At 64.2% G+C, this 13,682-nt stretch carries 9 protein-coding genes; 8 read left to right on the plus strand and 1 reads right to left on the minus strand.

From position 1 onward, the window contains the following. The first annotated feature begins 16 nt into the window (after window positions 1-16). Window positions 17-6,187, plus strand: a complete 6,171-nt coding sequence (locus IB243_RS05030) for an Hpt domain-containing protein (protein WP_192425513.1) — start codon at window positions 17-19, stop codon at window positions 6,185-6,187. Between the two features lie 112 nt (window positions 6,188-6,299). Beyond that, window positions 6,300-7,478, plus strand: a complete 1,179-nt coding sequence (locus tag IB243_RS05035) for a PilT/PilU family type 4a pilus ATPase (RefSeq protein ID WP_192425514.1) — start codon at window positions 6,300-6,302, stop codon at window positions 7,476-7,478. 9 nt (window positions 7,479-7,487) lie between these two features. Here the strand turns inward: IB243_RS05035 and IB243_RS05040 are convergent, their stop codons facing one another. Further along, window positions 7,488-8,972, minus strand: a complete 1,485-nt coding sequence (locus tag IB243_RS05040; RefSeq protein WP_192425515.1) for a deoxyribodipyrimidine photo-lyase — start codon at window positions 8,970-8,972, stop codon at window positions 7,488-7,490. A 21-nt stretch (window positions 8,973-8,993) separates the two neighbouring features. Here IB243_RS05040 and IB243_RS05045 point away from each other — a divergent pair, with 21 nt between their 5' ends. From IB243_RS05045 to IB243_RS05070, 6 genes are all read left to right on the plus strand, one after another. Next, window positions 8,994-9,593: a YqgE/AlgH family protein gene (locus IB243_RS05045; RefSeq protein WP_057226243.1), complete on the plus strand. Its 600-nt coding sequence runs from the start codon at window positions 8,994-8,996 to the stop codon at window positions 9,591-9,593. Continuing rightward, window positions 9,590-10,009 carry a Holliday junction resolvase RuvX gene (gene ruvX, locus IB243_RS05050; RefSeq protein WP_057226245.1) on the plus strand — a complete coding sequence of 140 codons (420 nt, stop codon included), beginning with the start codon at window positions 9,590-9,592 and terminating at the stop codon, window positions 10,007-10,009. The genes IB243_RS05045 and ruvX overlap by 4 nt, the downstream gene beginning before the upstream one ends. Then, on the plus strand, window positions 10,006-10,527 hold the full coding sequence (pyrR, locus tag IB243_RS05055; RefSeq protein ID WP_192425516.1) for a bifunctional pyr operon transcriptional regulator/uracil phosphoribosyltransferase PyrR: 522 nt from the start codon (window positions 10,006-10,008) through the stop codon (window positions 10,525-10,527). Before ruvX ends, pyrR begins: the two co-directional genes overlap by 4 nt. Then, a complete protein-coding gene (locus IB243_RS05060) occupies window positions 10,506-11,492 on the plus strand; it encodes an aspartate carbamoyltransferase catalytic subunit (RefSeq protein ID WP_370540327.1) in 987 nt (328 codons plus the stop codon). Before pyrR ends, IB243_RS05060 begins: the two co-directional genes overlap by 22 nt. Before the next feature lie 79 nt (window positions 11,493-11,571). Continuing rightward, entirely contained in the window at window positions 11,572-12,867 is a 1,296-nt protein-coding gene (locus IB243_RS05065; protein WP_192425517.1) for a dihydroorotase, read from the plus strand. A gap of 27 nt (window positions 12,868-12,894) precedes the next feature. Further along, window positions 12,895-13,632 carry a lysophospholipid acyltransferase family protein gene (locus tag IB243_RS05070; protein WP_192425518.1) on the plus strand — a complete coding sequence of 246 codons (738 nt, stop codon included), beginning with the start codon at window positions 12,895-12,897 and terminating at the stop codon, window positions 13,630-13,632. Window positions 13,633-13,682 lie beyond the last annotated feature (50 nt).

Consider the following 13,682-nt stretch of genomic DNA (forward strand, 5'->3'; position numbering starts at 1 on the left):
AGCCGGGGACGAATCCATGTCATCTATTGATGTCAACAATGCACCGGCCGCGGATGGGACCCAGGGGGATCAGGACCTGGGTCCTTTGGCTTGGGTGCTTGACGAACTGCGCAAATCCCTTGATGGAGCTGTCAAGGCGATGCGGCGCTTTGTGCGCGATGCAGAAGCTGCCCGCGAATCAGATCTTGCGGCATTGGACGCAGGCCCACTGCGTATCGCCCGCCAGCAGCTGCACCAAGCGTGTGGCGCGCTGGAAATGGTGGGCATGGGCCCTCCGGCGCTGGTCCTGCGGGCCATGGAGTCGGCGGTCCAGAAGTTCGTGCAACGTCCGGAAACCTGCAGCGACGATGCTGCAGCGGTGATCGAGCGTGCGAGTTTTGCGCTGATTGAGTATCTGGAAACCGTTCTGGCCGGCAAGGCGGCTTCGCCCGTTGCGCTGTTCCCTCAGTACCGCGATGCCCAGGCATTGGCGGGCGCGGACCGTGTCCATCCTGCCGATCTGTGGCCGGTGGAGCGCCGGTTTCGCGAGCCCGAGGGTGCTGTTTCTGTCACGCCGCTGCCCTATGGGCCCGAAGCGCGTGCCCGGCTGGATGCTGCGGTTCTGAGAATCGTGAAATCCGGGGATCTCCGTGCCTCATTGAGTCTGCGGGATACCTGCCTGGGATTCGTGGCGGCACAGCATGACCGCCAGTCCCGCGCATTCTGGAAAATATGTGCAGGCTTTTTTGAAGCCTTCGGTTCAGGCCTTTTGCCTGCTGACGTCTATGTCAAACGCGTGGCATCCCGCGTGCTGATGCAGTACGCCACGCTCGCCAAGGGTGATACGACGATTGCAGACCGCCTGGTTCAGGATCTGCTGTTTTTCTGCTCACAGGCCAAGCCAGCCGATTCGGCGGGTATTGCAGCGCCGTCTCTGCAGGCGGTGCGTCAGGCTTTTGCGCTGGACCGGTTCAAGCCCGTGGACTACGAGGCTGCGCGTTTTGGCCGGTTTGACCCGGCCATGCTGGCCCAGGCACGCAAGCGGATTGCCGCTGCCACGGAAACCTGGTCCGCGCTGGCTGGGGGTGATCGTAACAAGCTCAAGCCCGCGGCAGATCAATTCAGCCTGGTCTGCGACTCGCTGCGCAAGTTGCATCCTGGCAGTGAAAGCCTTGCCCAGGCGCTGACTCGCGTGCTGGAGTCCACTACGCGTTCCGGTGAACCTCCTTCGGCCGCGTTGGCCATGGAGGTGGCAACCTCAGTCCTGTATCTGCAAGCTGCTTTTGAAGAGTTGGATGCGGACGACGATCAGATGGAAATCCGCGCTGCCCGGCTGGCAGAGCGCCTGGATGCGGTGGGCGCTGGCGCGGAGCCAGAGCCCCTTGAACAATGGATGGAAGAGTTGTACCGCAGGGTCAGCGACAACCAGACCATGGGCAGTGTTGTCGACGAACTGCGCTCTACGCTCGGCGAAGCGGAGAAGGCGCTTGACCAGTTCTTCCGCAGTCCTCAGGACACCGCTGTCCTGGCAACTGTTCCGGGGCACCTCGCTCAAATGCGCGGTGTGTTGTCGGTGCTGGGCCTTGATCAGGCTTCGCTCGCAGTGGTCCGCATGCGCGACATGGTGGAGCGCTTGCTCATCAACGAAGTCCCAGAGGCAGATCGTCAAGGAGTGTTCGAGAAGCTGGGCAACAGCCTGGGCGCCTTGGGGTTCCTGATCGACATGCTGAGCTACCAGCGCACGATGGCGCGCAAGCTGTTCGTGTATGACGAAGAACTGGGCGAATTGCGCATCCTCATGGGCAAAACCCGGCCGCGCGCTTCAGACGCCGTGGAAGAGGCCCCTGCCAAGCTGGAGGAGCGGTCGGCCATTCCCATGCCCGATGTGGTGCCGCGTTTTCCTGTGCAGGAACCCCTCAGCGAGCCCACCGATTTTGGTTCGTTGCCTTCCTTGCCGGACATTCCCGGCGTTGCAGCCAACGCGCCCCTTGCTTCGGTCGATCCTAATTCACTCGCCCCCGATATTTCGTTCGATCTGCCCGCCGTGGCAGAAAGTGGCGAGGCACCGCTGCCGCAGGCTGCGGCAACGCCTGCGCCTGTATCGGTGCCTGAAATCGAAGATGAATTGCTCGAGGTTTTCCTGGAAGAAGCCCGTGAGGTGGTGGTCAATGGCTTGGCCGCGATCGACGTTCTCAGGGATGAGCCGGGCAATCTCAGCGAACAGACCACGCTGCGCCGTGCCTTCCATACCCTCAAGGGCAGTTCGCGGATGGTGGGGCTGAACGATTTTGGCGAGGCCGCTTGGTCGATGGAGCAATTGCTCAACGCCTGGTTGGCCGAGCAAAAACCGATGCAACCCAGTTTGTTGGATCTGTCTTCCGATGCGTTGCGTGCCTTTAGCCGTTGGGCTGACGACATCGCAGCGGGCCGTGCTTCTGGCTGGCAGCAGGACGCATTCCGCCAGTCGGCGGATGCCATGCGCCTGGACGGAACCCTGTTGCCGCTTGTGGTGCCCTCCGCCGGGGCAGAGAGCCCTGTTCTGGCCGTCATTGCGCCTGAGCCCGAGGTCGCAGCGCTGGAGGATCTGCCCCTTGAGGCGCCTCAAGAGGCGATTGCAGAGGTGCCCCTGGCTGTGGAAGAAGAGCTGGTGGTACCAGACTTTGAAGCTACCGAGATTTTCGACCATGTGCCAGAATCGCCGGCAGACTTGGCGACTTCGGCCCCCGAAGTGGCCGAGGAGATCGATTTCTCCGTGTTTGCTGCCGCGCTCAACGAAGCGCCTGCCGTCCCTGGGGTTCTCGATCCCTCCAGCATCGATTTCGTACTGGATCTCGAACTGCCGGACTTGGAGCCAGCCACAGCGGGTCCTGATGTGGGCGCTCTGCCGCAGGTCACCGTGTTGCCTGATGAACCGGTGGCGGATGGTGCTTTTGCGCTGCCTGTCGAATTGATGGACGCAGCCGAGCCGCTGGAGGTGCAGAACCTGGCAGAGCCCGAGCCGATGCTGCCAAGCACTGATGAGCTGGAATCTGTGGCCCAGGAGGAAGTGTCTGCAGAAGTCGCAGAAGATGTGGCTGCGGGAGCGTCTCCTGAGGAACCACAGGTAGCCGATGCGCTGGCGCAGGAGCTGGAAGACAGTGCAGGTGACGAAGCGGTCAAGGTCATTGACACGCTGCGCATTGGCATCCCGCTCTACAACGTTTATTTGAACGAAGCCGATGAGTGGTCGCGCCGACTGGTGACCTGCCTGCAGGAATGGTCGCTGGAACTGCATGAACCTCTGCCGGACATGGCGGTGGCGCTCGCGCACTCGCTGGCGGGCAGTTCGGCCACGGTGGGGTTCAATGCCCTGTCGGAGATGGCCAGGGTGCTTGAACATGCGCTGCAGCACGTGCAGTTGCAGTCTGGCGGCACACAGGAGCAGGCCGAGGCCTTCATGGCGGCAGCCGAGGATATCCGGCGTTTGCTGCACCAGTTCGCAGCGGGTTTCCTCAAGGAGCCCAGCCAGGAGGTGTTGGAGCAACTGCGTCAGATCTTGCAAACCGAGGTGGACAACACCTTGTCTCCACCCGAAGAAGAGGCTGCAGGCGAGTACCTGTTGGAGCAAGAGCCAATCACTCCAGTGGAGGCAGAAGCAGCGCAGCCGTTGCCCCCAGTAGAACCTGAACCCGACGTGGCAGCCATGCCGGAGCCCACGCCGGTCGTGGTGCCCAGGGGACATGTGGCTCCCGCTTTGTCTGCCGTGGTCCACGACCACGACCACGACCAATACGTTGATGACGCGATTGCCCACGCTGTGGCACTCGGTTCGGATGTGGATGACGACATCGACGCGATCGACGTTATTGATCCGGATCTGTTCCCGATCTTCGAGGAAGAGGCTGCAGAACTGTTGCCTCAGCTCGGTGGTGCGTTGCGTCAATGGGCCTCGCGCCCCGACAATCTGGGTGCCCGCAGTGAAGTGCTGCGTGCGCTCCACACCCTCAAAGGCAGTTCGCGCTTGGCCGGTGCCATGCGCCTGGGTGAGATGGCCCACCGGCTGGAGTCCGCTATAGAGCAGCTTGACGCTGAAACGGTGACAGCGGACCAGATCGAGCCTTTGCAAGGGAGCTTTGACGGTCTTCAGGCGAACTTCGACGCACTGCGCGCCATTGGCCAGGGGCCTGCGGATACGGTGGTCTCTTTGCCGGTGGAGACACCGCGCACCCGTCCCGAAGCCTCCGAGGCACAGGTGGCCCCAGCATCTGCCGCTGTCCACGCATCGGTGACGCCTGCCGCCCCAGCGGTACGCCTGCCTGGTCCGTCGCAGCTTGCGCCTTTGCGCGTGGCCGCCAATCAGTCGGTGCGCGTGCGCGCCCAGTTGCTGGACCGCCTGGTCAATCAGGCGGGTGAAGTGATGATCAGCCGTTCGCGCCTGGACGTGCGATTGGGGCAGTTCCGCAGTTCGCTGACCGATTTGTCGGGGAACTTGGACCGCCTGCGCCAGCAGTTGCGGGACATCGAATTGCAAGCTGAATCGCAGATGCAGTCGCGCCTGGCCCTGTCGAAGGATTCCGCTGCCGGCTTCGATCCACTGGAGTTTGACCGCTTCACCCGCGTCCAGGAACTCACGCGCATGATGGCCGAGTCGGTGAACGACGTGGCCACCGTGCAGCGCAACCTGCAGCGCGCCATGGAAGGTGCGGAAGATGACCTGATTGCCCAGGGCCGCCAGGCGCGGGAACTGCAGCGCGACTTGTTGCGCACCCGCATGGTGGAGTTCGAAGGCATCGCAGAGCGCCTGTATGCCGTGGTGCGGCAGGCCTCCAAGGAAACCGGCAAGCAGATCAAGCTTGATATTACCGGCGGCTCCATCGAAATGGATCGTGGCGTGCTGGATCGCATGACCCCCGCGTTCGAGCATTTGTTGCGTAACTGCGTGGCACACGGTATCGAAGATCCCCAGGTGCGCACGGCAGCGGGCAAGCCTGCTTCGGGCACGATCACCGTGGAGTTGCACCATGAAGGCAACGACGTGTCGGTGGAGTTCCGGGACGACGGTGCCGGGCTGAATCTGCCCCGCATCCGCGAAAAAGCGCTGGCGCAAGGCATCGTGGCGCCTGATACCGAGCTGAGCGATACCGAGGCCGCCAACCTCATTTTCATGCCCGGGTTCTCCACGGCCTCCGAAGTGACCGGCTTGGCAGGGCGGGGCATTGGCATGGACGTGGTACGTGCCGAAATCAACGCTTTGGGCGGTCGGATCGAGACATCGACAGAAGCTGGCAGGGGAGCCGCCTTCCGCATGGTGCTGCCCTTGACCACGGCGGTGACGCAGGTGGTGATGCTGCGTGCCGGTGATCTGGCGATCGGTGTGCCCGCCAACGTGGTCGAGATCGTGCGGCGCACCTCGGCGGCAGACCTTGAAGTTGCATACCGCACCGGCCATTTCGACGATGGCACGGAGCAGCTGCAGTTCTTCTGGTCCGGGGCGCTGCTGCAGGCTTCTGCGCGCAGCAACGAGCCGGCTGGCAAGACGCGACCTGTGGTGATTTTCCGCAGCGCATCGCAGCGCATCGCCATGCATGTGGACGAAGTTCTGGGCAACCAGGAAGTCGTGGTGAAGAACCTGGGCCCTCAGTTGTCCCGTTTGCCCGGCTTGGCCGGCATGTCGGTGTTAGCGTCGGGTGCCGTGGTTCTGATCTACAACCCTGTGGCGTTGGCCACGGTGTACGGAGATCAGGTGCGTGCCGCCAGCGCGGGTCTGCCTTCAGTCCTGGAGGCTGATGGCTCATCAGGTGCTGGCAAGTCGGTCGTTTCTCCCCAGCTTGCTGGCCCCAGCCAGGTGCCATTGGTTTTGGTGGTGGACGATTCAATCACGGTGCGTCGGGTCACGCAGCGGTTGCTGCAGCGCGAAGGCTACCGTGTTGCGCTCGCGGCCGATGGCTTGCAAGCGCTGGAGCGCCTACAGGAAGAGCGTCCGACCGTCGTGTTGTCTGACATCGAAATGCCCCGCATGGATGGTTTCGACCTGGCGCGGAATATTCGTGCAGACGGTGCCTTGCGCGACCTGCCCATCATCATGATCACCTCGCGCATTGCTGAAAAGCACCGCGAGCATGCCATGGAGCTGGGCGTCAACCATTACCTGGGCAAACCGTACTCCGACGAAGAACTGCTGAGCCTCATTCAGCACTACGCCCGCATCGCGGCGACCGCAGAGGCCTAGCCAGCATGCAGATGCACCACAGGCCTGCCTTGAACCGGCGGGCTTGTGGCCAGCAAATGCACGCATCGATTCCGACAGCTGCTTTGTCAGTTCCGTTCCAGAGGTTGTCCTGATGGAATCGCCGGCAACTGCTTCCTCTCCCGACCCCCGTCTCCTGGCTTGTCTGGCCGTGGTGGTGCGGGAAAAGGCCTCTGATCTTTTCATCATGGCGGGCGCGCCGCCAACGCTCAAGCGCCAAGGGGTGTTCGTGGCACTGGGGCAGCAACTGCTTTCGGCAGACGATGTCAGGCAGATGGCGTACTCCATCCTCCGCGAAACGCAGCGGCAGGAGTTCGATGCCACCATGGAGTGCGACCTCTCCCTGCAGACCCCGGAGGGTGAGCGGTTTCGTGTGAATGTGCACCGGCAGCGTGGCCAAGTGGGCATGGTGATCCGTCATGTCATTGCCCACATCCCTAGCCTGGAGGCGCTTGGTCTTCCGCCCGTACTCCAGCAACTGGCATTTCTCAAAGGGGGGCTGGTGCTCACGGTGGGGTCGGCAGGCTCGGGCAAGACCACCACATTGGCGGCGTTGCTGGACCACCGCAATGCGCACACTGGCGGGCATATCCTGACGGTGGAAGACCCCATTGAGTACTTGCACACCCACAAGAAGTCACTCGTGACGCAGCGCGAGGTGGGGCTCGATACGCTGTCCTACGACGAGGCCCTGCGCCGCGCGATGCGCGAGGCCCCGAACGTCATCATGATCGGCGAGATCCGAGACCGGGCCACCATGCAGCACGCGCTGCACTATGCCGAGTCCGGCCATCTGTGCGTCTCCACGTTGCATGCCAACAATGCGAACCAGGCGGTGCAGCGCATCCTGAACTTCTTTCCTGAAGAGGCCCACCGCCAGCTGCTCATGGACCTCTCCCTCAACCTGCGCGCAGTCGTGGCGCAGCGCTTGGTGGCGGGGCGGGCGGGCGGCCTCGTGCCTGCCACCGAGATCATGTTGCTCACGCCCTACGTGGCGGAGCTGATCCAGAAGGGCCAGATTGATGAGCTCAAGACTGCTATCACCCGCAGCGGCGAGCAGGGTATGTGGAGCTTCGACCAATCCTTGCTGGCCATGGTCGAGTCCGGCGCCATATCTCCCGAAGAAGCGATTGCCAACGCCGACAACCGCACCGATGTGCGGTTACGACTTCGGCTGGCGGCCGGTGCTTCGCTGGGGGGTGAGGGCATGCAGATGAGTCCCGACGAGCCTGCCGGGCCAGATAGCGTTCCACCGCCTACCGCGCGCCGCTGAGTGTGGGGCTCAGGCTGCGGCTGACTTCACCACTGCATACCGTTCCAGGGTGCGGTGCCGCGCCGTGTCGTGCTCCACCACCGGTAGCGGGTAGGTATCCCCCAGCCGCACTCCTGCACCTTGTAGTTCCATGGGGCGTGCCAGCCAGGGCGCGTGCAATGCTCTGGTGGGTAGCCCGGCCAGCTGCGGCAGGTAGCGGCGGATGAACTTGCCCTCCGGGTCAAACTTCTCGCTCTGGCTGACCGGATTGAAGATGCGGAAATAAGGCTGTGCATCGCACCCGCTGGAGCTGGCCCATTGCCAGCCACCGTTGTTGGCGGCCAGGTCGAAGTCATTGAGGTGCGTGGCAAAGTAAGCCTCGCCCCAGTGCCAGTCAATACCCAAGTCTTTGACCAGAAAGCTCGCCACCACCATGCGCAGGCGGTTGTGCATATAGCCCGTCTGGTTGATCTGCGCCATGGCGGCATCTACCAGCGGATAGCCCGTGCGCCCCTCGCACCAGGCGGCAAACAGGGCGTCGGCCTCGGGGCCGGACTCCCACTGGATCGCGTCATACGCGGGCTTGAAACTGTGGCCCACCACATGGGGGTGGTGGTGCAGGATCTGAAAGTAGAAGTCCCGCCAGATCAGTTCGCTGAGCCAGGTCGTAGCGCCCGGGTTGCCTTGCAGCATCAGCCCGTGTGCGGTGCGCGCTAGCAGGCGCGGCGAGATGGTGCCAAAACGCAGGTGCACGCTGAGGTAGCTCGGCCCTTTGACCGCCGGAAAGTTGCGCGTGTCCTCGTACCGCTCAATGCGGCCGAGAAAATCATCGAACAACTGCTGTGCGCCGCTGGCACCGGTCGGCAGCTTGAGCTGCGACAGGGCCGTGGCCTCGAAACCCAGCGACGCCAGGGTCGGCACCGCTTGGCAGTGCTCCTGCGGGCGGGGGGTCAGGCGGTGTGCATGGCGTTCCACAGGGTAGCTTGTGAGCTGAAAGGCATCCACCTTCTTGAGCCAGGCATTCTTGTATGGCGTGAACACGCTGTACGGGTTGCCGGTTTGCGTGAGCACCTCGCTGCGTTCCAGAATGGTGTGGTCCTTGAAGGTGTGAAAGGCCCTTCCGGCAGTGGCCAGCCGTGTGCGCACCCGGCTGTCGCGTTCCAGGGCCTGGGGCTCGTCATCGTGGTTGGCAAACACAGCTTGCACGCCCAGGGCGTTGGCCAAGTCTGGAATGGCATCGCTGGCCACCGCGTGCCGCACGATGAGGCCACCCTGTGCATGCCCAGAAAGCGAGCGCAGCGTTTCATCCAGCTCCACCAGAGACTCGCGGATGAACTCCACCCGCCGGTCAGTCCGGGGCAGGGCATCCAGGATCTCACGGTCAAAAACAAAGGCGCAATGCACCTGCTGGCACTGCGTGAGTGCGCGGTACAGGGCGGCCTGATCGTTCGCGCGCAGGTCGCGGCGGAACCAGACAAGACCGCTGGGGTAAGAGGGCTCGGAGGAGGGGGCCATGTTCACCGTTAAAATTGCCGGATGTCTTTCGATTCTGCGCCCATCAACCTGACGCATCACTTCCTGATCGCGATGCCCGGTCTGGAAGATGAGTCTTTCTCGCGCAGCGTCGTTTACCTGTGCGAGCACAGCGAACGCGGTGCACTCGGCCTCATCATCAACAAGCCTTCGGACATCACCCTCAAAGGCCTTTTTGACAAGGTGGACCTGTCCTTGCGGCGCGAAGACCTCACCAAGGAGCCCGTGTTCCAAGGCGGCCCGGTGCAGACCGAGCGCGGCTTTGTGCTGCACGAGCCTATGCTCATGGACAGGGCCGAAACCGATGAATCGGTCTATGCCTCCACCATGACCATCCCTGGCGGGCTGGAGATGACCACTTCCAAGGACGTACTCGAAGCGCTGTCCACGGGCGCAGGCCCCCGCCGCGTGCTCATCACGCTGGGCTATTCGTCGTGGGGCGAGGGGCAGCTCGAATCCGAACTGGCCGAAAACGCCTGGCTGACCGTGGCGGCCGACCTCTCGGTGATCTTCGACACCCCTGTGCCCGAGCGCTACGACCGCGCCCTGGCGCTGCTGGGCCTCAAGGCCTGGATGCTGTCGCCCGAGGCGGGGCACGCATGACCGGCTTGCCCGCTCAGCCAGCCGTTCCTGCGCATTTCCAGACCTTTCTTGCTTTCGATTTTGGCCTCAAGCGCACAGGCGTAGCTTCGGGCAACCGCATGCTGCGCAGCGCCACGCCGCAGGCCACCATCAAGGCTGAGGGCGATGCCCGTTTTGTTCAGGTGGCGCAGCGCATCAAGGAATGGCAACCCGACGCACTGGTGATCGGCGTGCCCTACCACCCGGACGGCGCGAGCCACGAGAACACCGAGCGCGCGCTCAAGTTCGGCCGCCAGTTGCGTGGGCGGTTTGGTTTGCAGGTGTTCGAGGTGGACGAGCGCTATAGCACCACCGAGGCCATCGCGGGTGGTGCCAAGGATGCCGACGCTGCGTCGGCCTGCATCATCCTGGAACAGTTTTTGAGGAATCTTCCATGAGCAACCCCTCTCCTGCAGCTTCTGGCAGCCTCGTGCTCGATGCCGAATCGCTGTACCGCGAACTGTTGCGCGGCGTGCGCAGCAGGCTCACACCCACCACGCGCCTGGCGGGCATTGCCTCGGGCGGTGCCTGGCTGGCCGAGCGTCTGCAAAAAGACCTGGGCCTGGAAGGGCCCGCTGGCGTGCTGTCGTCAGTGATGCACCGTGACGACTTTGCCCAGCGTGGCCTGTCGGCCAGCGCGCAGACCGCGCTACCGTTCGACGTGAACGGTGCCGATGTGCTGGTGCTTGACGACGTGCTCTACACCGGCCGCACCATCCGCGCCGTGCTCAACGAGCTGTTCGACTATGGCCGCCCCGCCAGCGTGCGCCTGGCCGTGCTGGTGGACCGGGGCGGGCGCGAGCTGCCCGTGCAGGCCGACTTTGCGGCTGCACGTGTGGCCTTGCCTGCCGCCCAGTCGCTGGCGCTGGCGCGCGACGACAGCGGTACCTTCCAATTCCAAGTCAAAGAGGCCTGACCGTGCTGAAGAAGCGCAACCCCCAACTCAACGGCAACGGCGAACTCATCCACCTGCTGTCCATCGAAGGCCTGCCGCGCGACATCGTCACGCACATCCTCGATACGGCCGCCAACTTTGTCTCCGTCAACGACCGCGAGGTCAAGAAGGTGCCGCTCCTGCGCGGCAAGAGCGTGTTCAACCTGTTCTTCGAGAACAGCACGCGCACGCGCACCACGTTTGAAATTGCCGCCAAGCGCCTGTCGGCCGACGTGATCAACCTCGACATCGCGCGCAGCTCGGCCAGCAAGGGCGAATCCCTGCTCGACACCATCGCCAACCTCAGCGCGATGGCGGCTGACATCTTCGTGGTGCGGCACAGCGAATCGGGCGCGCCCTACCTCATCGCCCAGCATGTGGCGCCCCATGTGCACGTGATCAACGCGGGCGATGGCCGCCATGCCCACCCCACGCAGGGGCTGCTGGACATGTACACCATCCGCCACTACAAGAAGGACTTCAGCAACCTCACGGTGGCCATCGTGGGCGACGTGCTGCACTCGCGCGTGGCGCGCTCCGACATCCATGGCCTGACCACGCTGGGCTGCGCCGAAGTGCGTGTGGTGGGCCCACGCACCCTGGTGCCGTCGGACATGGCGCAGATGGGCGTGCGTGTGTGTCACACGCTCGAAGAAGGCATCAAGGACGCGGACGTGATCATCACGCTGCGCCTGCAGAACGAGCGCATGAGCGGCGCGCTGCTGCCGTCGAGCCAGGAGTATTTCAAGAGCTTTGGCCTCACGCAGGAAAAGCTGCAGCTGGCCAAGCCCGACGCCATTGTCATGCACCCCGGCCCCATCAACCGGGGGGTCGAGATTGACTCCGCTGTGGTCGATGGCAAGCAGAGCGTGATCTTGCCGCAGGTCACATTCGGCATTGCCGTGCGTATGGCCGTCATGTCCATCGTTGCCGGCAATGAGGCATGAAGCCCGGAATGAATGCTCCTGTTTTCATAGCTGTTAGCGCCTGTTCAATAAGCGCTAACAGCCAATTTGGCTTGAAATCATGAAGATACTGATCCAGAACGGCCGTGTGATCGATCCCGCTTCGGGCCTCGACCAGACCTGCGACATCGCCATCGCGGCGGGCCGCATCGTTGGCGTCAACCGCGTGCCGCCCGACTTTGCGCCCAAGCGCGTGGTGGACGCCACGGGCTGCATCGTGCTGCCGGGGCTGGTGGACCTGGCCGCGCGCCTGCGTGAGCCCGGCCATGAGCACGAAGGCATGCTCGAATCCGAGATGGCCGCCGCAGTGGCCGGGGGCGTGACCAGCCTGGTGTGCCCGCCCGACACCGACCCCGTGCTCGACGAGCCGGGCTTGGTGGAGATGCTCAAGTTCCGTGCCGAGAAGCTGCACCAGTCGCGCCTGTTCCCACTGGGTGCGCTCACGCGTGGCCTCGCCGGCGAGGTGCTGACCGAGATGGCCGAGTTGACCGAATCGGGCTGCGTGGGCTTCGGCCAGGCCGAGGTGCCCCTGGCCAGCACCCAGGTGCTGCAGCGTGCGCTGCAGTACGCCGCCACCTTTGGCTACACCGTGTGGCTGCGCCCGCAGGAGATGCACCTGGGCAAAGGCGTGGCGGCCAGCGGTGCGCTGGCCACGCGCCTGGGCCTGTCGGGCGTGCCCGTGGCAGCCGAGACCATTGCGCTGCACACCATCTTCGAGCTGCTCAAGACCACCGGTGCGCGTGTGCACCTGTGCCGCCTCAGCAGCGCGGCCGGTGTCGAGCTGGTGCGCCGGGCCAAGGCCGAGGGACTCAACGTGACCTGCGACATCAGCATCAACACGCTGCACCTGACCGAAAACGACATTGGCTTCTTCGACAGCCGCGCGCGCCTGACGCCCCCACTGCGCCAGCAGCGCGACCGCGATGCCCTGAGCGCGGCGCTGCTGGATGGCACCGTCGATGCGCTGGTGTCCGACCACACTCCTGTTGATGAAGACGCCAAGACGCTGCCCTTTGCCGAGGCCGAGCCCGGTGCCACGGGGCTGGAGCTGCTGCTGAGCCTGGCCCTCAAGTGGTCGCAGGACAGCGGCGTGCCGCTGCAGCGCGCGCTGGCTACGGTTACGTCCGAACCTGCGCGCGTGCTGGGCAACGCCCTGGGCACCTTGCAGGCCAGCGTGGGCCAGATCGTGGAAGGCGGCGTGGGTGACCTGTGCATCCTCGACCCACAAGCCTCTTGGACCGTGCAGGACGACGCGCTGTGCAGCCAGGGCAAACACACGCCATTCTCAGGCTATGAACTGCCCGGCCGCGTGCGCATGACGCTGGTGGGCGGCCAAGTGGCCTTTGACCGCGCCTAAGCACGTGCGGCGCGGAGAGGCACTGCGGTGAAGTCTTTGCGCGCCAGCTGGCGCCTGCTGCGCCTGCTGGGCCACATTGCCAAGGGTCTGGCCATCGTGGCGCTGCGTTTCCCGGCGCTCACGCCGGACCAGCAGCATGCCCGGGTGCAGGTGTGGTCGCTGCAGCTGTTGGCGCACCTCGGCATCAGCCTGCGCATTCAGGGCCAGCCGCCCCTCACCGGGCCGGTGATGCTGGTGGCCAACCACATCTCATGGCTCGACATCCCTGTGATGCACGCGGCGCGGCATTGCCGCTTTGTGTCCAAATCGGACGTGCAGGGCTGGCCGCTGATCGGTACCCTGGCCACGGCTGCGGGCACGCTTTACATCGAGCGCAGCTCGCGCCGCGACGCACTGCGCATGGTGCGGTCCATGCAGGAGGCGCTGGAGCGTGGCGAGGTGCTGGCTGTGTTCCCCGAAGGCACCACGGGCGACGGCCGCGAGATGCTGCCTTTCCATGCCAACCTGCTGCAGGCCGCCGTGGTGGCACAGGCGCCGGTGCAGCCCGTGGGCCTGCGTTTTGCCGACAAGGCGACGGGCACCACCAGTTTTGCACCCAGCTACATCGGCGACGAAACCCTGGTGGGCTCGATCTGGCGCACGCTGTGCGCGCCCCCCATCGAGGCCGTGGTGCACTACGGCCCACCCGAGCGCGCGGGCGAGCGTGACCGCCGCACCTGGACGCAGCACCTGCACGATACCGTCGATCGGTTGCGGAAAGCCTGAGTCGCCGGCTGGGTGCATCCCGGGTTGGCAGGTGGTGCCTGCCAAGGTGG

This window comes from Acidovorax sp. ACV01 (assembly GCF_014851495.1).
Taxonomy (GTDB): domain Bacteria; phylum Pseudomonadota; class Gammaproteobacteria; order Burkholderiales; family Burkholderiaceae_C; genus Acidovorax; species Acidovorax radicis.

Coding starts and splice junctions, on each gene's coding strand:
- IB243_RS05065 (WP_192425517.1), top strand. CDS start 11,572: ATGAAGATACTGATCCAGAACGGCCGTGTGATCGATCCCGCTTCGGGC.
- ruvX (WP_057226245.1), top strand. CDS start 9,590: ATGACCGGCTTGCCCGCTCAGCCAGCCGTTCCTGCGCATTTCCAGACC.
- pyrR (WP_192425516.1), top strand. CDS start 10,006: ATGAGCAACCCCTCTCCTGCAGCTTCTGGCAGCCTCGTGCTCGATGCC.
- IB243_RS05045 (WP_057226243.1), top strand. CDS start 8,994: ATGTCTTTCGATTCTGCGCCCATCAACCTGACGCATCACTTCCTGATC.
- IB243_RS05035 (WP_192425514.1), top strand. CDS start 6,300: ATGGAATCGCCGGCAACTGCTTCCTCTCCCGACCCCCGTCTCCTGGCT.
- IB243_RS05040 (WP_192425515.1), bottom strand. CDS start 8,972: ATGGCCCCCTCCTCCGAGCCCTCTTACCCCAGCGGTCTTGTCTGGTTC.
- IB243_RS05030 (WP_192425513.1), top strand. CDS start 17: ATGTCATCTATTGATGTCAACAATGCACCGGCCGCGGATGGGACCCAG.